Consider the following 22794-nt stretch of genomic DNA (forward strand, 5'->3'; position numbering starts at 1 on the left):
TGCGCGATCGCGTCAAGAAGGCGTTAAAGATTAGGTAAGGTAACGAAGTACCGGTCGGCCACGGCCGATGCCGAGAGTCGAATCGGCAGGCGTACGCGGGGAAGGAACGGCCACTGACTGTCCACACGCTCAACGAACTCCTGCTCGTCTGCTCACTCGTCCTGCTCGTCGCCGTGGCAGCGGTGCGCGTCTCCTCCCGCAGCGGGCTCCCCAGCCTGCTCCTGTACCTCGGCATCGGGGTCGTGATGGGGCAGGACGGCATCTTCGACGTCAAGTTCAACAACGCGGAACTGACCCAGGTGATCGGTTACGCCGCACTCGTCGTGATCCTCGCCGAGGGTGGCCTGGGCACGAAGTGGAAAGAGATCAGACCCGCCCTGCCGGCCGCCGCGATGCTCTCCACCGTCGGCGTCGCGGTGAGCGTCGGCATCACCGCGGCCGGGGCGCACTATCTGGTCGGCCTGGACTGGCGCCAGTCACTGATCATCGCCGCGGTCGTCTCGTCGACGGACGCCGCCGCGGTCTTCTCCGTCCTGCGCAAGGTGCCCCTGCCCGCCCGGCTCACCGGCGTCCTGGAGGCGGAGTCGGGCTTCAACGACGCCCCCGTCGTGATCCTGGTGGTGGCCTTCTCCGCCCGGGGACCGGTGGAGCACTGGTACATACTGCTCGGCGAGATCGCGCTGGAGCTCGCGATCGGTGCGGCGATCGGTCTCGCCGTCGGCTGGCTCGGCGCCTACGGGCTGCGCCATGTGGCACTGCCCGCGTCCGGTCTGTATCCGATCGCCGTGATGGCGATCGCGGTGTCGGCGTACGCGGCGGGCGCCCTGGCCCACGGCAGCGGCTTCCTCGCCGTGTACCTGGCCGCGATGATCCTCGGCAACGCCAAGCTGCCGCACTGGCCCGCGACCCGCGGTTTCGCCGACGGACTCGGCTGGCTGGCCCAGATCGGCATGTTCGTCCTGCTCGGACTCCTGGTCACCCCGCACGACCTGCTCGACGACTTCTGGCCCGCGGTGATCGTGGGACTGGTCCTGACCATGGTGGCCCGTCCGCTGGAGGTCTTCATCTCGCTGGTGCCGTTCGGGCTTCCCTGGCAGGAGAAGGCGTTCATGTCCTGGGCGGGGCTGCGGGGAGCCGTACCGATCATCCTGGCGACCATTCCGATGGTGTCCGGGATCGAGGGCTCCACCCGGGTCTTCAACATCGTCTTCGTGCTCGTCGTCGTCTACACGCTCATCCAGGGGCCGACCCTGCCCTGGGTGGCGAAGGCCCTGAAGATCACCGAGGATCCGGCCGAGACCGCCGACCTGGGCATCGAGTCCGCGCCGCTGGAGCGGCTGCGCGGCCATCTGCTGTCGGTGGCGATCCCCGCCATGTCCAAGATGCACGGTGTGGAGGTCGGCGAGCTGCGGCTGCCCGCCGGGGCGGCGGTCACCCTGGTCGTACGGGACGACAAGAGCTTCGTGCCGGCGCCGTCGACCGTGCTGCGGCGCGGCGACGAACTGCTGGTCGTCACCACCGACCCGGTGCGCGACGCGGCGGAGGACCGGCTGCGCGCCATCGGTGCGGGCGGCAAGCTCGCCGGCTGGCTCGGAACGACCGGCAGCGGCGGCGAGAGCCTCGCCGGGCAGCACGTGGCCCAGGATGTGGCGCACGCCCTGAAGTCGGTCAAGCGGATGGGGAAGGCGGACGGGCCGAGGACGCCCCGCTGACCCCGGCCCGGTCTCCGATCGCGGCGGGCGGTCTCCGTGCGCACGGTGGTGTGCGCGCGGCGGCCGTCCGCCGTGCGCGGGTACCGTGCACGGCCGGTCCCGGCGGGTACGGAAGCCGCGGGCGCACGATCCGGACGGTGCGGGTGAACCGTCTGTATCATGAACGAAACCTGGCCGGCCCCTGCGAAGAGGCCGGTCGACCCGATCGACCAACCTGAACGACCAACTCTGCCTGATGCAGAGCTGGCGCGACCGTATGGCGGTCGTGGCGTCCTCCGCCTCTGCTGAGCGCCCGACATCTACCGCAGTCCCGCGCGAAGAGGACAGCTCTCGGCAGCACCCCGCACGAGCCCGCACCCCCGGTGCCGGCCGGACCGGGCGCTCGGCCACCAGGCGGCAGAAAGGCATGGACCGTGGCGTCCACGGTCTCCGACCGCCCCGGTTACGGGCAGTTGCTGCGCACCCCTGGTGCGTGGACCTTCCTTCTTCCGGGCTTCGCCGCACGGCAGCCCTTCGCGATGCTGACGATCGGCATCGTGCTCCTGGTCCAGCACACCACCGGTTCGTACGGAAGCGCGGGCTCCGTCGCCGCCGTGACCGGGGTCTCCATGGCCCTGTTCGCACCGCAGACCGGCAAGCTCGCCGATCGCTTGGGCCAGCGTGCCGTGCTGCTGCCGGGCGTCCTGGTGCACGCGGCATCCGTGTCGGCGCTGACGGCGCTGGCGCTGGCGGACGCACCCCTGTGGGCCCTGTTCGTGGCGGCCGTACCGACCGGGGCGTCGGTTCCGCAGATAGGCCCGATGGTGCGGGCCCGCTGGGCGGCCGTGCTGGGCGCGACACCGGGCCGCAGGGCCTCCTCGCTGATGTCCACCGCGGCGGCCTTCGAATCGGTGACGGACGAGTTCACCTTTGTCATCGGCCCGGTGCTCGCCACCGCGCTGTGCACCGGCGTGCACCCGGCGGCCGGTCTGGTCGCGGAGGCCGGACTGACCCTGGTCGGCGGGCTGCTGTTCGCCGCGCAGCGCCGCACCCAGCCCTCGGTACGCAACGCCGCGTCCGGCACCTCCCGGCCGCACACGTCCGCCCTGGCCGTGCCGGGCGTACGGGTGCTCGCGGTGGCGTTCCTGGGGATCGGGGCGGTCTTCGGTGGCATGCAGGTCTCGCTGACCGCCTTCGCCGAGGAGATCGGCCGGCCCGGAGCGAACGGTCTGCTGTACGGGATCTTCGCGGCCGGCAACATGCTGTCCGGGATCGCCTGCGGCGCCATCGCCTGGCGGAGCGGGCCACGACGACGGCTGATGACCGGGTACACGGCGCTGGCCCTGACCGCGTCCGGGCTGTGGGCGGTGCACTCCGTCCCCCTGCTGGCCGGGCTCGGGCTGCTGGTCGGGCTCTCCATCGCGCCGGCCCTGATCAGCGGCTACACCCTGGTCGATGCACTGGTGCCGGGGTCCGCCCGGACCGAGGCGTTCACCTGGCTGACCGGATCGGTCGCCCTCGGCCAGGCGGCCGCGGTGACGGTCGCCGGCCGGCTGGCCGACGCCCACGGAGCGAGCACCGGGTTCGTCGTGCCGCTGGTGGGGACGGTGCTGGCGCTGGCCACCCTGGTGACACTGCGTTCCAGACTCGCGACCCCCGCTCGGGATCGGGCCGTGGCACGTGGTATAGGTCACCGGGAGCCGGTGACGGTGGACTGATCCAGCGGAATACGTCAGTATGGAACGTCGTTAGCACTCATTGAGTCAGAGTGCCAGGAGGAGCAAGTGCCGACCTATCAGTACCAGTGCACCGAATGTGGCGAGGGCCTCGAGGCGGTGCAGAAGTTCACCGACGATGCCCTGACCGTGTGCCCGAGCTGCGATGGACGCCTGAAGAAGGTGTTCTCGGCGGTCGGTATCGTCTTCAAGGGCTCCGGTTTCTACCGGAACGACAGCCGTGGCTCGTCGTCGAGCAGTTCACCGGCGTCGTCCTCGACGAAGTCGTCCAGTTCCGGTTCGTCGTCGACGGGCTCGGACACGAAGGCAGCCACTGCCTCCTCGTCCACCGCCTCGGCGTCGTCTTCCTCGTCGTCCTCGACGAGCGGTTCGTCGGCCGCCTGAGCCGCGTTGCACTTCCCCAGGACCCCGCCGGACGAATCGGCGGGGTCCTGGGCTTTCCCCTCTCGGCCGCCGTGTTCGGAGTTCCGCACGCCATTACTGTGATCGCATGGCAAACGCAGAGATTGGCGTCATCGGCGGCTCGGGCTTGTACTCCTTCCTGGAGGACGTCACGGAGGTGCGCGTGGACACCCCGTACGGACCGCCGAGCGACTCCCTTTTCCTCGGCGAGGTGGGCGGCCGTCGGGTCGCTTTCCTGCCCCGCCACGGCCGCGGCCATCATCTGCCGCCGCACCGCATCAACTACCGGGCCAACCTCTGGGCGCTTCGCTCCGTCGGCGTACGTCAGGTGCTCGGCCCGTGTGCGGTGGGCGGCCTGCGTCCGGAGTACGGGCCCGGCACCCTGCTCGTACCCGACCAGTTGGTCGACCGCACCAAGTCCCGGACGCAGACGTACTACGACGGACTGACCCGGCCCGATGGTGCGGAGCCCAACGTCCTGCACCTGGGCTTCGCCGATCCGTACTGCCCCGACGGGCGCCGGGCCGCGCTGGCGGCGGCTCGCGCGAACAACTGGGAGCCGGTGGACGGCGGGACCCTGGTGGTGGTCGAGGGGCCGCGTTTCTCGACCCGTGCGGAATCACGCTGGCATGCTGCGATGGGCTGGTCCGTGGTCGGGATGACCGGGCACCCGGAGGCGGTCCTCGCCCGTGAACTGGGCCTGTGCTACACGACGATGACACTCGTGACGGACCTCGACGCGGGTGCGGAGGCCGGGGAGGGCGTCTCGCACGAGGAGGTGCTGAAGGTGTTCGCGGCCAATGTGGACCGGCTGCGTGCGGTGCTCTTCGACGTGGTCGCCACGCTTCCGGCGGAGGTGGACCGCGACTGCCCGTGCTCGCATGCGCTGGACGGGCTGGAGACGGGGATCACGCTCCCCTAGCGGCCAACGGTGCGCGCGGGGCTCCGGGGCGCGGGTGAGCGCCGGGGCGCGTCGTGCTCACGGCCGCGGGTGCGGGAGCGAGTGCAGTGACGGCCGCGACGCGGGTGGGTGACGGAGTTGTCCACAACGCCGGGGCCGTCCACAGGCCTCGGCGGGAAACCCGCGGACGGTGGATCGTGAGGGGTGTTCGCCCAAAGCCCCTCACGACAGGTGGTGTTGACCATGTTTCCGTCGCCCCGACCCTCCCAGCCCTCGCCCAGCCCGGCCCGGTTTGCCCCGTCGCTCGGCTCGCCCCGGCCGCTCCCGCCTGGACCACCGGGTCCGCCGGGACCTCCGGCGCCTGCTCCCCCACCCTGTGGGGTGCCCGCGTTCGAACCGTTACGCGTACGCGGAGGCGGCGTGCACCGACTGCGGCGGGCCCTGTGGCGGCAGCGCCGCGCTCTGGCCGCCGGACTGGCCTTGACGGCTGCCGCACTCGCCACGGCGGGAGGCGGAGGTGCAGTGCGAGGGACAGGGGCAGGTCCTGCGGCGGGGTCAGCGCCGGAGCCCGTACGGCGCCCCATTCCGTCGGTGTTCGCGCCGGTGCGCATCGCCGATGCGGCGACCGTGCGGCTGTTGCGGCCGGGGGACCGTGTCGATGTGATCGCCGCGGAGGGGGCCGGAGCCGCTGCCCGGATCGTGGCCAGAGGGGTCCGGGTGGCCGACGTACCGCAGGCCGCGGCCGAAGGCCCGGCGGAGGACGGGGCACTGGTCGTGCTGTCCGTTCCCCGGGGCACGGCCACGTCCCTGGCCGGTGCGGGCGTGGGGAAGAGGCTGGCGGTGACCCTGTGGTGATTCGAGCTGATGTGGTGTCAACTCAGCCCAGCACGGCCATGAACGGGGCGCATTCGTGTCGCTCGACGCGGTGGTTCGGGAGATGGGACCCGCGTCCCGCAACGCGACGGTTCGGGCGACGGGGGCAGTGGCCAGGATTCCGGCCCGGGGCACGGCCGGTCGCACGGTACACGCCAGGAGCACCGGTAGCAGCGTCGCCGGACCGCCACCGAGCCGGGGCTCAGATGTGGTGGGGCGGCTTCTCGTCGAGGAAGCGCGCCAGATCGGCGGCGCTGCCACTGGCCGGGGCCCGCTCACCCCACCCCCGGTCCGTATCGTCCGCGGACTGCTGGTCCAGCGGATCGTCGAAGACCAGTGCCGGTTTCGGTTTCGGATGTTCCGGCTGGGTCGGCTTCGCATCACGCGAGCCGGAGGTGGGGGCGGTACTCATACATCCAGGGTACGACCGTGGTCATCGGTCCTTCGGGTCGAGCGCCCACAGCCCGAGGACGACGAGGAACGACAGGCAGAGGAAGCCGGCACCCCACCACGCCGCACCGGTCTTTCCTTCCATCCACATGTTGATGACGACGGTCAGACCCCACAGCTGTCCGACGACGACGGTCATCGCCAGCACCAGCCTGGCGGTCAGTTTCGAGGAACGCTCGGGTTCCTGTTCGGTGCCCGCCCCCGGGCCGGGGCCGGTGTGGCGGACCCGGGGGTCGCCATAGCCGCTGGTGGGGCGGATCTGTGGGTAGCGCTCGTGGACGGGGCGGTTGAGTTCGGGTCGGGCGCTGCCCGGGTGGTACTCCGGGTACGCGGGGGGTACCTGGTCACGGGGCTGCCGGGCCTCGGTCATGCCTGCCTCCCGAGGGTCTCGTCCTGGGCCGCGCGGACATGGGACGTCCCTGCTCGCGGGCCGGTGGCGCCGGACGCCTTGGCCGTTCCCTTGGCGGCGGGTGCCTCCGCGCCGCCGTCCTTGACCGCGGGGCAGCCGATACGGGACGCGAGGTCCGGACGGCTGGCGTTGAGCTGACGGCACAGGCCGTGCTCGATGCTCTCGCCCGAGCGCGTCGTGCCGACCGCCCACACACTGCCGTCGGTCTGCTCGGTGAGCACCACCTTGGGCAGGGCGCGGGGTGGCGGCCCGGCGGTGACATCGCCGGTGCGGGCATCAAAGATGCCCTCGTGGCAGGGGCAGTACAGCTCGCCCTCGGAGCCCCGGTCCTTCCGCCACAGCACGGCACAGGCCAGGTGGGTGCAGATCGCGGAGTAGCCGACGAGCGTGCCGTCGTCGAGCCGGACGGCGACCGCCCGGTCCTCCTCCTCCGGGTAGGTGAAGGCGATGGACTCACCGGGAAGGAGCTGGGAGGCGATCTTCTTCGGAGAGGGTGCCTTCCCGTCCTCGGTGTCTCCGTGGCGCGGGAGGATTCCGGCAGCCACACCGAGGCCGCCGACGGCGAGTCCGCCCGAGACGGTGGTGACGATCCGGAGGTAGTCGCGCCGGGTGGTGAGGGAGTCGGCGGCGACCCGGTCGTGCAGGGCTTCGCGAGGGTCCCCGGAAGGCGGCTGGTCGGTGACGCTCATCGGCGGACGTCCTTCCCGTTGATCTCGACGACAGGGAGGCCGCCCGGCACCGGCCACTGGGCCTTGTCCGCAGGGACGACCATGGCGACGCCGGTACGGACCTCGGTCCGGCCGAAGACGAAGCTGTCGACGACCTGGACGCCGGGGCGCTCGGCCTGGAGCTCCTCGACGGTCCCGTAGAACAGCGCTCCCGTCGGGCAGACGGTCGCGCACATGGGGGCGAGACCGTAGGCGGTGCGGTCGTAGCAGAGGTTGCACTTCATCTGCAGCTTCGCCTGAAGATCGATCTTCGGTACTCCGAAGGGGCAGGCGTTGACGCAGTTGGCGCAGCCGATGCAACGGGTGGTGTCGGCCTGCTGGACCACGCCGTCGGCGGTCACCAGGATCGCGTCGGCGGGACAGACCTCGGCACACGGGGCGACCGGGTCCTCGCAGTGCATGCAGACAGTGGGGAGGGAGGCCACCGAGCTGCCCTCGTCGGTGTAGTCGAGGTGGATCATCGACTTGCCGCGGTGCGAGTCGCACTCCCGGCAGGCGGAGACACAGGCCTGGCAGCCGATGCAGCGCCCGGGATCGATGAAGATCGTTCTGCCCATCATGCGGTGATCAGCTCCTCTCCGAGGTGCCCCGGCCCTGGGGCGACGAGGGCGGCAGCGGGTCGGTACGGGAGACCTGGGTCTCCGGGTAGGCGACATGGCCGGGTGCGACCGGGGGTGCGGGGACCTCGTCGATCGACCCGGCGTGCTCGATACGGCAGGCGCACACCTTGTACTCGGGAATCTTCGAGCGGGGGTCCAGGGCGTCGATGGTCAGGATGTTGGCCGCGGTGGGGACGGGCCAGTGGTAGGGGACGAAGACGGTGTCGGGGCGGATCGCCTCGGTGACCAGGGCGGGGTAGACCGCGCTTCCGCGCCGGGTGACGACGCGGACCGGCTCGCCGTTGCGGAACCCGTGGGAGGGGTGGAGCTCGGCCCAGGGGCGCGGGGTCTGTTCGACGAGGGCGCCCATGCGACGGGTCTGGTTGCCGGAGAGGAAGTGGGCGACGGTGCGGCCGGTGGTCAGTGACATCGGGTGCTCGTCGTCGTACGGATCCATCGGCGGGTGCCACTCGACGACCTGGAGGTGGATCTTGCCGTCGGGGTGGTAGGTCTTCCCGTCCTCGAAGAGCCGGGGGGTCCCGGGGTGGTCGGTGGAGGGGCAGGGCCAGGCGATACCGCCGGTCTCCTCCAGCCGTTCGTAGGTGATGCCGTAGTAGTCGTTGACGGTGCCGGCGGAGGCGATCCGCAGCTCGTCGAAGACCTCGCGGGAGTCGGCGAAGGCGAACTTGTCGCCCGCACCCAGGCGCCTGGCGAGTTCGCACAGCACCCAGGTGTCGGTCCGTACGCCGGGGGGCGGGTCCTGGGCCTTGTTGTGCTTGACCACGCGTGCCTCGGCGTTGGCCATCACCCCGTCGTCCTCGGCCCAGGTGGTGACGGGGAAGACGACATGTGCGTTGGCCGCGGTCTCGGAAAGGAAGAAGTCGAATTGGGCATGGAACTCAGTGGTGTCGTAGCCCTCCTTGACCACCTTGTAGTTGGGCAGGGAGACGAACGGGTTGTTGCAGATGCCGATCAGTCCGCGGATCTCGCGGCGCTGCATCTGCCAGATCATCTCCATCATCGAGGTTCCCGCGGGCGGGAGTTCGGACTCCTCGATGCCCCAGATCTCACAGATCTGCCTGCGGTGCTCCTCGTTCATGATCGAGCGGCCGCCGGGAAGGAGGTCGGACTTCTGGCCGTGCTCGCGGCCGCCCTGCCCGTTGCCCTGGCCGGTGATGGTGCCGTAACCGGCACCGGGTTTGCCGATGTGGCCGGTGGCGGTGCAGAGGTTGATCACGCTCAGGCAGTTCTCGACACCCTGCGAGTGGTGTTCGATGCCGCGGGCGTGCCAGGCCATCGCCTTCGGGGCGCGGGCGAAGACGCGGGCGACCTGGACGATCTGCTCGGCGGGGATGCCGCAGATCTCGGCGACGCGGGACGGCGGATACTCGGCGACCTTGGCCTTCACCTCCTCCCAGCCCGTGGCGTGGTCGGCGAGATAGGCCTCGTCGGTGAGCCCCTCCTCGATGACCACGTGCAGCACGGAGTTGAAGAAGGCCGAGTCGGTGCCTGGCTTCAGCGCCACATGGATGTCGGCGGTGCGGGCGATCGCGGTCTGCCGCGGGTCGATGACGATCAGGCTCGCACCGCGGTCACGGGCCCCCCACACGTACTGGGTCATCACGGGGAAGCACTCGCCGATGTTGGAGCCCGCGATCAGCAGGCAGTCGGTGAGCAGGATGTCGGAGAAGGGGTTGCCGGCCCGGTCGATACCGAAGGCGAGCTTGTTGGCACCGGCGGCGCTGACCATGCAGAGCCGGCCGTTGTAGTCGACATGCCGGGACTTGAGGGCGACCCGGGCGAATTTGCCGACCAGATAGGTCTTCTCGGAGAAGAGGCTGGCGCCGCCGAGGAGCCCGAAGGCGTCGTTCCCGTACGTCTGCTGAATGCGCCTGATCTCGGAGACGGTGAAGTCGAGTGCCTCGTCCCAGGAGACCTCGCGGAACTCCTCGTCACGGGAGCGCCGCATGAGCGGGGCGGTGAGCCGGTCGGGGTGGTTGACCTGCTGATACGCGTTGATGCCCTTGGGACACAGCCGCATCCGGTTGATGTCGTGGTTGCGGGGTTCGACGCCGAAGACCTTGCCTCCCCGGTCGACGCGCAGATACATCCCGCACTGGACCCCGCAGAAGCAGCAGTGGGTGGGGACGAGCGTCTCGCCCCCCTGGTCGGCGCGCCACCGGTCGGCGGGGATGCCTCCGGCGTCCCGGAAGGCGCGGGTGCCGGGCGGTGCGAGGGAAGGGTCGAGGGGAACGACCGCACGGGAGTCGGCCGCTCGCGGTTGCGAGGTCACTTGAAGCCCTTCTTCACCTGGGAGAGATAGGCGCTGCCGCGCAGCACCCGCTTGCAGCGCGGGCAGTACTCGGCCCACTCGTCGAAGTCGAGGCTGAGGTCGCGCATGGTGCCGCGCAGGTTCTCGACGTACGGACCGGTGTCGATGGGCTCCTCGCAGCGGCGGCAGCTGAAGACCTCCTGGTCCTGCCGGGCGGTGTACTTGAACAGCTGCATACCGACGGCGGCCGGGCGCTGGACGATGTGGAAGAACTTTCCGAACGGGATGTAGATGAGGGTGAAGACCACCGACACCATGTGCAGGATCGCCAGGACCTCATAGCCGCCGCCGTGCAGGAAGAGCGACGAGAAGGTGAGCAGCAGACCGGTCACGGAGACGACGACCAGGGCGATCAGCGGGACCAGGTCGTAGGCGAAGCGCTGACCGGTGATGGCTCCGCGGTCCTTCATCCGCCGCCAGATGAAGTAGGAGGCGCCGGGGATGACGAGCACGGCGGCGATGTCCAGCCCGTGGAACATCAGCCAGCCCAGGATGTTCAGGGAGTCGAAGCCAATGATCTTGTAGCCCCAGACGCGCATCTCGTATCCGGGCCCCGAACCGGTGTCGGAGGTGAAGGTGAACCAGCCCCAGGTCAGCGGAAAGGTGATCAGGGCGGCCAGAATGCAGCCCCAGAAGATCAGCTGGTGAGCGGCCCAGCGGGCATGGGAGCGGGCTCCCAGGAATTTCTGGAAGCCCAGATAGGTGGCGATCATCCTGGGCACTGCGGTGGGGGCCCGGCGGAAGTTGGCCATCGAGAAGAAGCTCCGCCACCCCTGCTTGAACAGGCGCCGGGCGCCGGGCGCGGCGACCCAGACCGTGTAGCGGTAGGCGACGCCGAAGGCGAGGAACACGGTGGCGACGGCGTAGGGAAGCAGGGCGGAGTCGAAGTTCTCCAGCAGGCGGCTGCCGAACACGATCGCGAGGATCAGGGCCACGGAGACCGCGGTGCCGACCGCGGTCGCGCGGGCGGTGACGGATCGGGACGCTGCGGCCCCGGGCCCGGCGTCCCCGGCAGGCGGCGGGGTGCCGGGCACTCCGGTGGAGCCGGTGGGTGCACCGGGGGCGGGCTGCGCAGCTGCTGCGGAGGCGTCAGGTGGCTCGGTCACCTCGCCACCGTAGGGCCTTATGGGTTATTCGTCCTGTTTTATGGATCGCCTGGGTGAGCCGTTTTCCTGGCCCAGCCGGGTGAGCCGCTCCAACCGGCCTGTCGTCGCGTACGCCGACAGCCCCCGGTGCCACCGGACGGTCTGCGACGCCGTCAGACCGCCACCACTCCATGGGATGCGAAGACCTCGCGGGCCGAGGCGACCTGTTCGGGGGTGGGCGACGGGGTGTCATGCAGGGTGAAGCGCCTGCCCAGCGCCTGCCACTTCGCCTCGCCGAGCTTGTGGAAAGGAAGGACGTCGACACGGGAGACATTGCCGAGGGAGGCGGCGAAGGCGGCGACACCGTCGATGTTGGCCGGATCATCGGTCAGTCCCGGCACCAGCACGAAACGGACGTGCACCTCCTTGCCGAGGTCGGCGAGGCGGCGGGCGAAGTCCAGGGTCGGCTCCAGCGGGCGACCGGTGACCCTGCGGTACGTGGCCCGGTCCCAGGACTTGATGTCGAGCAGGACCAGATCGACATCGCGCAGCAGGGCATCGGTGGCCCGGGCGCCCAGAAAACCAGAGGTGTCCAGGGCGGTGTGCAGCCCGAGCTCGTGCTTGAAACGGTGGAAGAGCTCACCGGTGAAGACCGGCTGCAGCAGCGGTTCACCGCCGCTGATCGTGGCGCCACCGCCCGCGGCCCGGATGAAGGTCGTGTACTTGTCCGCCTCGGCGACGAGGTCGTCGGCTGCCATCCGGGTACCGCTGCGCATCTTCAGCGTGTCGGGGTTGTGGCAGTAGAGACAGGCGAGCGGGCAGCCGGCCAGGAAGGCCACGAAACGGGCGCCGGGTCCGTCGACACCCGTCGAAAGGTCCCAGGAGTGGACCGATCCGGATATCGGCCGCCGGGTCGCCGCACCCGCCGGGGTGACGGAGGTTGCGCTGTTCCCGACGCCACCGGCGCGGTCGAAGGCGTCGACGCAGTCGGCGGCGCCGAAGGCGCTCTCGCCGTCCGGGCGATCGGGGGCGGAGCGTTCACCGTCCGGACGGTCGGAGACGGAACGGTCGGAGACGGAACGGTCGGAGGCAGAACGGTCGCCGTCCGGGCGGCCGGGGAGGGAGCGGTCGAAGTCGGTGTCGTCGAGGAGTGCGGCCATGGCAGGGCCTCCTGTGCGGACGGTTCGTCCGGTGGTCGGGCTCGATGGGCGTACGTGTACGGGGCGCGCGGCCCCGGGGCCCTGCGGGGAGGGGGCTCCCGGCGCCGCGCGGTTCAGGGGGCTCGGAACGATCGGGGATCAGAGCGAGCCGTGGAAGGTGCGGTGGATGACATCGAGCTGCTGCTCCCGGGTCAGCCGCACGAAGTTGACGGCGTACCCGGAGACCCTGATGGTCAGCTGGGGATAGTTCTCCGGGTGCTCCATGGCGTCTTCGAGCGTCGCCTTGTCGAGCACGTTGACGTTCATGTGGAAGCCGCCGCTCGCCACGTAGCCGTCCAGTACCCCGGCCAGGTTCCGGACCCGGTCCTCGGGTGTCCGTCCGAGCGCGTCCGGCGTGATGGTGTTGGTCAGCGAGATGCCGTCCTCCGCGTCGTCGTACGGCAGCTTCGCGACCGACAGCGCGGAGGCGATGTAGCCGTGCTCGTCGCGCCCGTTCATCGGATTCGCGCCCGGGGCGAACGGGGCGCCGGAGCGGCGGCCGTCCGGGGTGTTGCCGGTCTTCCTGCCGTAGACGACGTTCGAGGTGATGGTCAGCACCGACTGGGTGTGCACCGCACCCCGGTAGGTCGGGTGCTCACGGATCTTCTCCATGAAGTCGTGGACGATGCCGCGGGCGAGAGCGTCGGCACGGTCGTCGTTGTTGCCGTACGCCGGGTAGTCGCCCTCGATCTCGTAGTCCGTCGCGAGCCCCGTCTCGTCCCGGATGACCCTGACCCGGGCGTACTTGATGGCGGAGAGCGAGTCGGCGGCGACCGACAGGCCCGCGATGCCGCAGGCCATGGTGCGCAGGACCTCCCGGTCGTGGAGGGCCATCTCCAGGCGCTCGTAGGCGTACTTGTCGTGCATGTAGTGGATGACGTCGAGCGCGTGCACATACGTCCTGGCCAGCCAGGAGAGCATCGCGTCGTACCGCTCGGCGACGGTCTCGTGGTCGAGGTACTCGTCGGTGATGGGCTCGAAGCCGCTCACCACGAGCTTGCCGGTCATCTCGTCACGGCCGCCGTTGATCGCGTAGAGCAGCGCCTTGGCGACATTGACGCGGGCTCCGAAGAACTGCATCTGCTTGCCCGTCGCCATCGCGGAGACGCAGCAGGCGATCGCCGTGTCGTCGCCGTACTTGGGACGCATCAGCTCGTCCGACTCGAACTGGAGGGCCGAGGTGTCGATGGCGACCTTCGAGGCGAACTCCTTGAATCCGACGGGGAGTTCCCGCGACCAGAAGACCGTGAGATTCGGCTCGGGGGCCGGTCCCAGGTTGTAGAGGGTCTGCAGGGCCCGGAAGGTCGTACGGGAGACGAGCGGACGGCCGTCCTCACCGATCCCGGCCATCGACCAGGTGACCCAGGTCGGGTCGCCGGAGTACAGCTCGTTGTACTCCGGGGTGCGCAGGAAGCGGACGATACGGAGCTTGATGACGAAGTCGTCGATGAACTCCTGGGCCCGTTCCTCCGTGATGAGTCCGCGCTCGATGTCACGCTGGAGGTAGATGTCCAGGAAGTTGTCGATGCGGCCGATCGACATGGCCGCGCCGTTCTGCTCCTTCACGGCGCCGAGATAGCCGAAGTACAGCCATTGCACGGCCTCGCGGCCGGTGCGGGCGGGCCCGGAGATGTCGTAGCCGTACGACCTGGCCATCGCCTTGAGCTCGTGCAGGGCCCTGATCTGCTCGGCGACCTCCTCGCGGTCCCTGATGACGTGCTCGCTCGGCCACTGCTCACCGAGGGCGGCGCGGTCGGCCTCCTTGTCCGCGATCAGCCGGTCGACTCCGTAGAGGGCGACGCGGCGGTAGTCGCCGATGATGCGGCCGCGGCCGTAGGCATCCGGCAGTCCGGTGATGATGCCGGAGGAACGGCAGGCCCGGATCTCGGGGGTGTACGCGTCGAAGACGCCGTCGTTGTGGGTCTTGCGGAGGCGGGTGTAGACCTCCCGCATCTCCGGATCGGCCTCGTAGCCGTACGCGTTCAGCGCGCCCTCGACCATCCGCCAGCCGCCGTTGGGCATGACGGCGCGCTTGAGCGGGGCATCGGTCTGGAGTCCGACGATCAGATCGCGGTCGGCATCGATGTACCCGGGCTCGAAGGCGTCGATCCGGGACGGCGTCTTCAGGTCGACGTCGTGGATGCCCCGGGCGATCTCGTCCGGGAACATCGCGAGGAGCTTCTCCCACACCGCGGTGGTCCGGGCGGTGGGACCGGCGAGGAAGGAACCGTCGCCCTCGTAGGGGGTGTAGTTCTGCTGGACGAAGTCACGGACATCGATCGCGTCGCGCCACAGCCCGCCCCTGAAGCCGTCCCAGGCCCCGCTGCCCGCCGCCGTCTCTGCCGCAGTCGCCGTCATCGCCCGCACCGCACCTTCCGAGATCGTCCGTGCGCCTCTTTGTCGCAGCCTCCATTCCACCCCCGTTTTCCAGGGTTCCGGGCCCGCAATGGTCCCTACCGAAAGGACCAAGGTCCCGCCAAATACCTCGTCCCTCCGTGCATAACTTCGCTGACCTGCGGTTTTCATGAGGACTTCAGTCCCTGCGAATGCTTGTGAACGCATTCACAACTATTGCTCCGTCTGGGTAACCCGCACTCTTCCTCGTGCCGACGGCGATCTCCGTTCCGCCCTGCGATACGGCCTGATCGCGATCATCCCGCTGGACGAGACACTGCACGGTGGCCACCATGACGGTCCGGAACGCGGCGAACGGAAAGAGTGGATCCGATGAGGAGCACGTCGTGACAGAAGAACCGCGGAAGTCGCCGGCCCTCTCCGCACCGGCCCCCTCCGCACCGGCCACCACCGGCCCGCTCGACGCCCTGACCGATGTGGCGGGGCTGCGCGTCGGTCATGCGCAGCTGGCGGACGCCGACGCGCTGAGCGGCACCACCGTCGTCCTCGCCCCCGAGGGCGGCGTGGTCGCGGCCGTCGACGTACGCGGCGGCGGCCCCGGCACCCGGGAGACGGACGCGCTCGATCCGCGCAATCTGGTGCAGCGCATCGACGCCGTCGTCCTGACGGGCGGCAGTGCGTACGGCCTGGACGCGGCATCCGGCGTGATGGCCTGGCTGGAGGAGCAGGGACGCGGGGTGCGGGTCGGCGCCGACCCGGCACAGGTGGTGCCGGTGGTTCCTGCCGCCTGCCTCTTCGACCTGGGGCGGGGCGGCGACTGGCGGGCCCGCCCGGATGCCTCGACCGGCCGCGCCGCGGTGGAGGAGGCGGCGGGTACACCACCGGGGGCGCCGGTCGCCGAAGGGTGCGTCGGCGCCGGTACCGGCGCGGTCGCCGGGCAGCTCAAGGGCGGCGTGGGCACGGCGAGCGTGCGGCTGGCGTCCGGGATCACGGTGGGCGCGCTCGTCGTGGTGAACGCCGCGGGTTCGGTCCTCGACCCGGTTACCGGAGTGCTGTACGGGGAGTACGGCGCCATCGAACCACCGACGTTCCCCGCACCCGAGGTCCACCGGGCGGCGCAGCGGCGCCTGGCCGAGGCGCGGGCGGCGGACGCGCGTCCCCCGCTCAACACCACACTCGCCGTCGTCGCCACCGACGCCGAACTCACTCGCGCCCAGGCGCAGAAGCTCGCGGGGACGGCGCACGACGGACTGGCGCGCGCCGTGCGTCCGGTGCATCTGCTGACCGACGGGGACACTGTTTTCGCCCTCGCCACCGGCGCCCGGTCACTGGATCCGCGCAACCCGGTCGCACTCAACGACCTTCTGACAGCCGGTGCGGACACGCTGACCCGTGCCATCGTGAAGGCCGTCCGGGCAGCTCAGAGCGTCAACCGCCGAAACGGCGGCGGCTACCCCTCGTACAGTGATCTCTACGGCGCACGGCCGCCGCTCCCGCAACCGCCGCCGTACCGCGACCGGAACCCCGACTCGCCTTCCACGTAAGGCAGTTCGGATGAAAACACAGGAATGAACCGTGGGCACCGTACGTTTCCCTGAACCCCGGTCACGATGTCGGACCCAGGGACTACCTTAAGCATGCACCCAGTAACACGCGGCGACGGCCTGGAGACAGCACCTTGAGCGATCCGTACGAGACAACCGAGCAGCACCTCGAGCGACTCCTGCGACGCGCACTCAACTCGATCGACCTGCCCGACAGCACGGTCGAAAGACTCGGTACCGCACTCGCCCACAGCAGTTCCCTGCACTCCTCGCACCACAGTTCCGTACTCCAGCGAGAGACCTACCGGCATACCTACCTGCTGGCCGACGGCACCACTCTCACCCTGTGGGAGCTGGTGCAGGACGGCCGGCTGAGCACGGCGGGCCGGTGGCCGGGGACGCGGCCCGGCCTCCGGCACCACGAGGTGTACGACGACGAGGCCGAGCTCCGTGTCGCCGTCGCCCGGCTGAGCGGCGGTGTCGGCGAGGCCCCGGAGTTCGGGGACGACGGGCCGCAGGCCGACCTGGAGATCATCACCGTCCTGATGGCGGCCCCCTCGGTCCCGCTGCCCCGTATGTACGCCCCGGACAACTCCGCCGACCACGCCCGCCGTGTCCTGCGCCGGGCGGAGAACCGCGACGGCCCCGGCGAGGCCACCGCCCAACTGCTGCGCAACGCGTTCGCCCACCACATCACCCAGGTGTTCGGCCAGCAGTGCCAGGTGGACGGGCGGGAGGCCGGTTTCACGCTGTACGAGCACGCCTTCCTGCTCCTCGACGGCAGCGAGACGAGCCTGTGGGAGGTCGAGCACACGGCCACGCCGGACGGCCGCCACATGTGCGAGGTGTACGGCGACGAGGAGTCCGCGCGCGGGGCGATGGAGAACCGTACGCACATCTGCTGACGGAACCGCCCCGCACAACCGCCGCGTGCCCGCACCCCTGGGGGAGGTGCGGGCACGCGGCGGCCGTCATCGCGGCGCCGGTCGTCATGCGGTCAGGTGATGGCCTAATGGAGGACCACTCTGAGGGCATGACCGAGACCCCTGCAAGAGGCTGAGCCCATGACCGACACCCCGGCACGGCTGCTGAATCTGCTGTCGCTCCTCCAGACGCCGCGGGAGTGGCCGGGCAGCGAACTCGCGGAGCGGCTCGACGTCAGCCCGCGCACCATCCGCCGCGACATCGGCCGGCTCCGCGCGCTGGGCTACCCGGTCGAGTCCTCGCGCGGATCGGTGGGCGGATACCGCCTCGTCGCGGGCACCGCCATGCCGCCCCTGCTCCTGGACGACGAGGAGGCGGTGGCCATCGCGGTGGGTCTGCGGGCCGGTGCGGGCCATGCCATCGAGGGGGTGGACGAGGCATCCGTACGGGCGCTCGCGAAGCTGGAGCAGGTCCTGCCGTCACGGCTGCGGCACCGGGTGTCGACCTTGCAGAACGCGACGGTGCCCCTGACCCGCGGGGACGGTTCGACGATCGATCCACGCACGCTGACGGTGATGGCGGCGGCGGTCACCGCACGGGAGCGGCTGCGGTTCACGTACCGGGCGGGCGACGGTGCCGAGACGAAGCGGCAGGCCGAACCGTACCGGTTGGTGAGCACGGGGTGGCGCTGGTATCTCGTGGCGTACGACCTGGAGCGCGAGGACTGGCGTACGTTCCGGGTCGACCGAGTCAGCGAGCCGTTCGCGACCGGGGCCCGTTTCACACCGCGTGAGCTGCCCACGGGTGATGCGGCGGAGTTCCTCAGCAGCTCCCTGTCCTGGCGGAAGCCCGAGCTGACGGTCGATGTGAGCTTCGCGGCCCCGGCGGACTTCGTGTCCGCACGACTGCCGGCCGGGATCGCTCCGTTGGAGCGGACCGGCGAGAACAGCTGTCGGCTGAGGACCGTGGTGTCGGACGCGCTGGAGTGGGTGGTGTTCCGACTGGCCCTGGTGGACTGCGAATTCACCGTGCACGAGCCACCGCAGCTGGTGGAGTACATGAGCCGGCTGGGCGCCCGCCTGACGCGGGCGGTACCGCCCGGCGGCGCCGGCGGAGAAGAGCTGCGCGGAGAAGAGAGGTGGAGAAAAGAATGAGCCCCGGCGCCAGGGGGGGTGAGCGCCGGGACTCAGCTCAGGGGGTCACACGAAGCGACCTATTTCGGAGGTTACTGGACTCGCGCTCATGCCGCAGCGTCAAAACCCGTGTCGTGGGCCATTCGCTTCAGTTCGAGCAGTGCGTGCTTCTCGATCTGGCGGATCCGCTCGCGGGTCAGTCCGTGCTGCTTGCCCACCTCGGTGAGGGTCCGCTCGCGGCCGTCCTCGATGCCGTACCGCATGCGGATGATCGACGCGGTGCGGTTGTCGAGCTTGCCGATCAGGTCGTCCAGCTCCTCGCTGCGCAGCAGCGTCATCACCGACTGCTCGGGCGACACCGCGGAGGTGTCCTCCAGCAGATCGCCGAACTGCGTGTCGCCGTCGTCGTCCACGGACATGTTGAGGCTGACCGGGTCACGGGCCCAGTCCAGGACGTCGCCCACGCGCTCCGGCGTGGAGCCCAGCTCGGCGGCGATCTCCGTGTGGTCGGGCTCACGCCCGTGCCCGCGGTTGAACTCGCGCTGCACCCGGCGGATCCGTCCGAGCTCCTCCACCAGATGGACAGGGAGCCGGATCGTGCGGGACTGGTCGGCTATGGACCGGGTGATGGCCTGACGGATCCACCACGTCGCATACGTGGAGAACTTGAAGCCCTTGGCGTAGTCGAACTTCTCGACCGCGCGCACCAGGCCCGCGTTGCCCTCCTGGATCAGGTCGAGCAGAGGCAGCCCGGCCCGCGGATAGCGGCGGGCGACGGCCACGACCAGTCGGAGGTTGGAGCGGATGAATACGTCCTTGGCGCGCTCGCCGTCGGCGACCAGCGCCTCCAGCTCCTCGCGCGTGGCTCCGCCCGCGTCGCTCTCCACCACGCCGTCGAGCACCTGTCGCGCATACACGCCCGCTTCGACGGCCTGCGACAGCTCGACCTCCTTCGCGGCATCGAGCAGCGGCGTACGCGCGATCTCGTCCAGGTACATGCCGACCAGGTCGCGATCGGCGATCTCTCCGCTCGCTGCGCGAACACTGCTTGCCCGGTTGGTCCCACCGGTGGCGGACGAACGGCGGGCGACGGCCCGGGTTGCCATGCGTGCTCCCTTGTTGAGTAGGTCGCGACACCCGCTCGGGTGCCCTGCATCCGATGGAAACAACGACTGGAATCCGGACAGAATTCCCATGCCTGGCATTCACTTTCGTGATCATGCAGTATCCTGCACCGCCACAGAGGGGGCGAGCATGGCGAGCAACCGGACAGAAGTGCAGGTCAGGCCAGGCATCGAGGGTGATCTGGAAGCCCTCACGGACCTCTACAACCACTACGTGCGTGAGACCGCGGTCACATTCGACATGGTCCCCTTTACACCTCAACAGCGGCTGCCGTGGCTTCGTTCCCATCCCGAGGACGGGCCGCACCGTCTTCTGGTTGCCCAGGACGTCCGGACCACCGGCCCGGCCTCGATCCTGGGGTACGCCACCAGCAGCGCCTTTCGCCCCAAGGCCGCGTATGCGACCTCCGTCGAGGTGAGCGTGTACTGCGCGGCGCAGGCCACCGGCCGCGGCATCGGCACGCTCCTCTACTCCGCGCTGTTCGAGGCGCTCGCCGAGGAGGACGTGCACCGCGCGTACGCGGGCATCACCCAGCCCAACCGGGCCTCCGTCCGGCTGCACGAGCGCTTCGGTTTCCGCCATGTCGGCACGTACGCCGAGGTGGGCCGGAAGCTCGGCACGTACTGGGACGTGGCCTGGTACGAGAAGCCGCTGGGACCGCAGTCCTAGGACGTGCGGGGGGCGCGGCGTACGTCCGCAGCCCGTTACGTGCCGAAGGCGCCGCCCCTAGCGTGCTGCCGCATGACCGGGACGACGAACAGGAACGGCACGGCCGACAACGACAGCGCGGCCCGCGACGACGGCACGACGAGCGAGGCCGCCGACGACCCCACCGGCACCCTCGACGAGGCGCTGGAACGCCTGCACTCGGCGGGACCCGAACGGAACGGCTGGCTGAGCAATCATGGCCCGATGGCCGTCGAGGCGCTGGTCCGGCACGGTCAGGCACCGGCCGTCCATCGATGGCTCGACCACTACAGCCACAAGCTGGAGGACATGCCGGACCCCACCTCACGGGTGACCGCCCGGAACTGGCACGAGGCCCTGGGCGACCCGCGCCGTATCGCGGACTGGACGGCGTACTTCGAGCAGGAGACGGCCGAGCGCCCCTGGCGCGACGTCCTGACCGAGTGGTGGCCACGACTGCTGCCCGGCATCGCAGCGGGCGCCACCCACCCCGTGATCCGGGTCGGCCACTCCGTACGCACCCTGCTCACCGGTGAGGCGAGCGCACCGCGCGTCGCCGAGCTCGCCCATGGCCTCGGCTACTGGGCCGCCCGCCACCAGACCCTGCCCACGGCAACATGGACGGCACCCGCATCGAGCGCCGCGGCCGCACTGGACGCCGTACCGCCCGTGCTCGAACAGAGCGGCGGCATCCGGGACCGGCTGGCCCAGCTCGCCGCGTTGCCCGTCTGGCCGCAGCGGTTCCCCGACGACCCGGGCGAGGCGCGGGACCGGCTGGAGGAGCTGGTGCGGGCGGCCACCCATCGCTATGCCACGCACGGGCACGGCGAACCGATCATGCTGGTGCATGCCGCGACCGCACCCAACGCCGTGCTGCGCACACTGCCCGCACTCCCCCGCCCTCTGTGGGCACCGAGCCTGGCGGCTGCCTGGGCGGCGAGCGCGGCGGTCACCGCCGCCTACACCCCGGGCGGACCGTCCCCGTACGAGCCGACGACGGCGTCCGCCGAGGAACTCTTCGCACGGGCGGCGGCGCACGGCGACGACCACACGATCAAGTTCACGGACACCGCGCTGGACGTCGGCGACGCGACGGCCCTCGCCGCCGCGCTGCGCTCGATCGAGCTGAATCCGCCGGTCCTGTGAGGGCCCCGGCCGTCCTCAGCCGAACTGCACCGAGCGCTTGGCGAGTCCCATCCAGAACCCGTCGATGACGCTGCGGCCCCGGTCCAGCTCGCCCTCCGAGGCGCCGAGCGTCACGAAGAGCGGCGCGAAGTGCTCGGTGCGCGGGTGGGCCAGGCGGCCGGCCGGGGACTTGTGCTCGAAGTCCAGCAGCGCGTCGACGTCGCGGGCCTGCAGCGCCCGGTTCCCCCAGTCGTCGAACTCCGCCGACCAGCCGGGGACGCCACCGCCGGCGTGCCGCAGGGCGGCCAGGTTGTGGGTGAAGAAACCGCTGCCGACGATGAGGACGCCCTCGTCGCGCAGCGGTGCGAGCTTGCGCCCGATGTCCATCAGCTTCTGCGGGTCCAGCGTGGGCATGGAGATCTGGAGCACGGGGATGTCGGCGTCGGGGAACATCTCCACCAGCGGAACGTACGCCCCGTGGTCGAGCCCGCGGTCCGGGATGTCCTGGACCGGCGTACCGGCTCCGCGCAGCAGTTTGCGTACGTTCTCGGCCAGCTCCGGGGCGCCCGGGGCGGCGTACCGCACCCGGTAGTAGTGCTCGGGGAAGCCCCAGAAGTCGTAGACGAGCGGAACCGTCTGCGTCGCGCCGAGGGCGAGGGGGGCCTCCTCCCAGTGCGCGGAGACCATCAGGATCGCGCGGGGGCGGGGCAGCCCGGCGGACCATGCGGCCAGTTCACCGGGCCAGACCGGGTCGTCGGCCAGCGGCGGTGCACCGTGGGAGAGATAGAGGGCGGGCATGCGCTCCGCGGTGACAGTCATGGCACTCCCATCCACTGCGATCAAGGCAGGTCTTCTGCGGGTCTCGTCGAGAAGGACTTTTCTTTAACCTTCAAGCTCCCACTCCCGGAGACCTTAGCCCTATCTAGTTAAACTTTCAAAAAGTCGTACAGTGGAGCCCATGACCACGGCATCCTCCGGCGGGACCCGCTGGCTCTCCGACGAAGAGCAGACCGTCTGGCGTGCGTATCTCCACGCCACCACGCTCCTGGAGGACCATCTCGACCGCCAGTTGCAGCGCGATGCCGGGATGCCGCACATCTACTACGGACTGCTCGTCCAGCTCTCCCAGGCACCGCACCACCGGATGCGGATGACCGAGCTCGCCAAGGACGCCAAGATCACGCGCTCCCGGCTCTCCCACGCCGTGGCGCGGCTGGAGAAGAACGGCTGGGTGCGCCGCGAGAACTGCCCGTCCGACAAGCGCGGCCAGAACGCGGTCCTCACCGACGCCGGCCACGAGATGCTCCGCCGGTCCGCGCCGGGCCATGTCGACGCCGTACGCCAGGCCCTGTTCGACCGGCTCACCCCCGAGCAGCTGGCCTCGCTCGGCGAGATCATGCAGGCCGTCGCCACCGGACTGCAGCCGGAGGGCACCGGCGCGGACCTGCCCTGGCTGCGCTGAGCCGCACGAATCCCGCACCATGACCGGGGAGCGC

General features: G+C 70.2%; 21 protein-coding genes. 11 read left to right on the top strand and 10 right to left on the bottom strand.

The genetic code is table 11. The features are described 5' to 3' along the window. Positions 1-173: 173 nt before the first annotated feature. From AB0L71_RS14805 to AB0L71_RS14825, 5 genes are all read left to right on the top strand, one after another. A complete protein-coding gene (locus AB0L71_RS14805) occupies positions 174-1712 on the top strand; it encodes a potassium/proton antiporter (protein ID WP_365242407.1) in 1539 nt (512 codons plus the stop codon). A gap of 413 nt (positions 1713-2125) precedes the next feature. Beyond that, positions 2126-3409 (top strand): MFS transporter, encoded by a 1284-nt coding sequence (locus AB0L71_RS14810; protein ID WP_365242409.1) that lies wholly within the window; start codon positions 2126-2128, stop codon positions 3407-3409. A gap of 66 nt (positions 3410-3475) precedes the next feature. Then, positions 3476-3811 (top strand): FmdB family zinc ribbon protein, encoded by a 336-nt coding sequence (locus AB0L71_RS14815; RefSeq protein ID WP_365242411.1) that lies wholly within the window; start codon positions 3476-3478, stop codon positions 3809-3811. Between the two features lie 106 nt (positions 3812-3917). Continuing rightward, positions 3918-4751, top strand: coding sequence for an S-methyl-5'-thioadenosine phosphorylase (locus tag AB0L71_RS14820; RefSeq protein WP_365242413.1), 834 nt, complete (start codon positions 3918-3920; stop codon positions 4749-4751). A gap of 222 nt (positions 4752-4973) precedes the next feature. Further along, positions 4974-5585, top strand: coding sequence for a hypothetical protein (locus tag AB0L71_RS14825; protein WP_365242415.1), 612 nt, complete (start codon positions 4974-4976; stop codon positions 5583-5585). A 220-nt stretch (positions 5586-5805) separates the two neighbouring features. Here the strand turns inward: AB0L71_RS14825 and AB0L71_RS14830 are convergent, their stop codons facing one another. The 8 genes from AB0L71_RS14830 to pflB form a co-directional block, all read right to left on the bottom strand. Then, complete coding sequence (locus tag AB0L71_RS14830; RefSeq protein WP_365242417.1) at positions 5806-6015, bottom strand: hypothetical protein; 210 nt, start codon at positions 6013-6015, stop codon at positions 5806-5808. Positions 6016-6036: 21 nt separating this feature from the next. After that, on the bottom strand, positions 6037-6423 hold the full coding sequence (locus AB0L71_RS14835; RefSeq protein WP_365242419.1) for a hypothetical protein: 387 nt from the start codon (positions 6421-6423) through the stop codon (positions 6037-6039). Next, positions 6420-7151, bottom strand: a complete 732-nt coding sequence (locus AB0L71_RS14840) for a Rieske (2Fe-2S) protein (protein ID WP_365242421.1) — start codon at positions 7149-7151, stop codon at positions 6420-6422. The genes AB0L71_RS14835 and AB0L71_RS14840 overlap by 4 nt, the downstream gene beginning before the upstream one ends. Then, entirely contained in the window at positions 7148-7750 is a 603-nt protein-coding gene (locus AB0L71_RS14845) for a 4Fe-4S dicluster domain-containing protein (protein WP_365242423.1), read from the bottom strand. Before AB0L71_RS14845 ends, AB0L71_RS14840 begins: the two co-directional genes overlap by 4 nt. Positions 7751-7757: 7 nt before the next feature. Next, complete coding sequence (locus AB0L71_RS14850; RefSeq protein WP_365242425.1) at positions 7758-10082, bottom strand: molybdopterin oxidoreductase family protein; 2325 nt, start codon at positions 10080-10082, stop codon at positions 7758-7760. Next, complete coding sequence (locus AB0L71_RS14855; protein WP_365242427.1) at positions 10079-11227, bottom strand: MFS transporter; 1149 nt, start codon at positions 11225-11227, stop codon at positions 10079-10081. The genes AB0L71_RS14850 and AB0L71_RS14855 overlap by 4 nt, the downstream gene beginning before the upstream one ends. A 152-nt stretch (positions 11228-11379) precedes the next feature. Further along, positions 11380-12108: a pyruvate formate-lyase-activating protein gene (gene pflA / locus AB0L71_RS14860; protein WP_365242503.1), complete on the bottom strand. Its 729-nt coding sequence runs from the start codon at positions 12106-12108 to the stop codon at positions 11380-11382. A 396-nt stretch (positions 12109-12504) separates the two neighbouring features. Then, on the bottom strand, positions 12505-14763 hold the full coding sequence (pflB, locus tag AB0L71_RS14865) for a formate C-acetyltransferase (RefSeq protein ID WP_365242429.1): 2259 nt from the start codon (positions 14761-14763) through the stop codon (positions 12505-12507). Positions 14764-15227: 464 nt separating this feature from the next. Here pflB and AB0L71_RS14870 point away from each other — a divergent pair, with 464 nt between their 5' ends. From AB0L71_RS14870 to AB0L71_RS14880, 3 genes are all read left to right on the top strand, one after another. Continuing rightward, a complete protein-coding gene (locus AB0L71_RS14870) occupies positions 15228-16304 on the top strand; it encodes a P1 family peptidase (RefSeq protein WP_365242505.1) in 1077 nt (358 codons plus the stop codon). A 134-nt stretch (positions 16305-16438) separates the two neighbouring features. After that, positions 16439-17209 carry a DUF6227 family protein gene (locus AB0L71_RS14875; protein WP_365242431.1) on the top strand — a complete coding sequence of 257 codons (771 nt, stop codon included), beginning with the start codon at positions 16439-16441 and terminating at the stop codon, positions 17207-17209. 159 nt (positions 17210-17368) lie between these two features. Beyond that, the gene (locus AB0L71_RS14880; protein WP_365242433.1) at positions 17369-18382 is read left to right on the top strand and encodes a YafY family protein; all 1014 of its coding nucleotides are present in this window, start codon (positions 17369-17371) and stop codon (positions 18380-18382) included. Positions 18383-18468: 86 nt separating this feature from the next. Here AB0L71_RS14880 and AB0L71_RS14885 read toward each other — a convergent pair whose 3' ends face one another. Next, positions 18469-19467: a sigma-70 family RNA polymerase sigma factor gene (locus AB0L71_RS14885; RefSeq protein WP_365242435.1), complete on the bottom strand. Its 999-nt coding sequence runs from the start codon at positions 19465-19467 to the stop codon at positions 18469-18471. 148 nt (positions 19468-19615) lie between these two features. On the opposite strand from AB0L71_RS14885, the gene AB0L71_RS14890 reads away from it, so the two are divergent. Continuing rightward, positions 19616-20155, top strand: a complete 540-nt coding sequence (locus AB0L71_RS14890; protein WP_365242437.1) for an N-acetyltransferase family protein — start codon at positions 19616-19618, stop codon at positions 20153-20155. A gap of 72 nt (positions 20156-20227) precedes the next feature. Next, positions 20228-21319, top strand: coding sequence for a questin oxidase family protein (locus tag AB0L71_RS14895; protein ID WP_365242439.1), 1092 nt, complete (start codon positions 20228-20230; stop codon positions 21317-21319). 15 nt (positions 21320-21334) lie between these two features. Here AB0L71_RS14895 and AB0L71_RS14900 read toward each other — a convergent pair whose 3' ends face one another. Then, positions 21335-22117, bottom strand: coding sequence for a class III extradiol ring-cleavage dioxygenase (locus tag AB0L71_RS14900; RefSeq protein WP_365242441.1), 783 nt, complete (start codon positions 22115-22117; stop codon positions 21335-21337). Positions 22118-22247: 130 nt separating this feature from the next. Here AB0L71_RS14900 and AB0L71_RS14905 point away from each other — a divergent pair, with 130 nt between their 5' ends. Continuing rightward, positions 22248-22760, top strand: a complete 513-nt coding sequence (locus tag AB0L71_RS14905) for a MarR family transcriptional regulator (protein ID WP_365242443.1) — start codon at positions 22248-22250, stop codon at positions 22758-22760. Positions 22761-22794: the final 34 nt, after the last annotated feature.

The organism is Streptomyces sp. NPDC052052 (genome assembly GCF_040680455.1).
Lineage (GTDB): Bacteria > Actinomycetota > Actinomycetes > Streptomycetales > Streptomycetaceae > Streptomyces.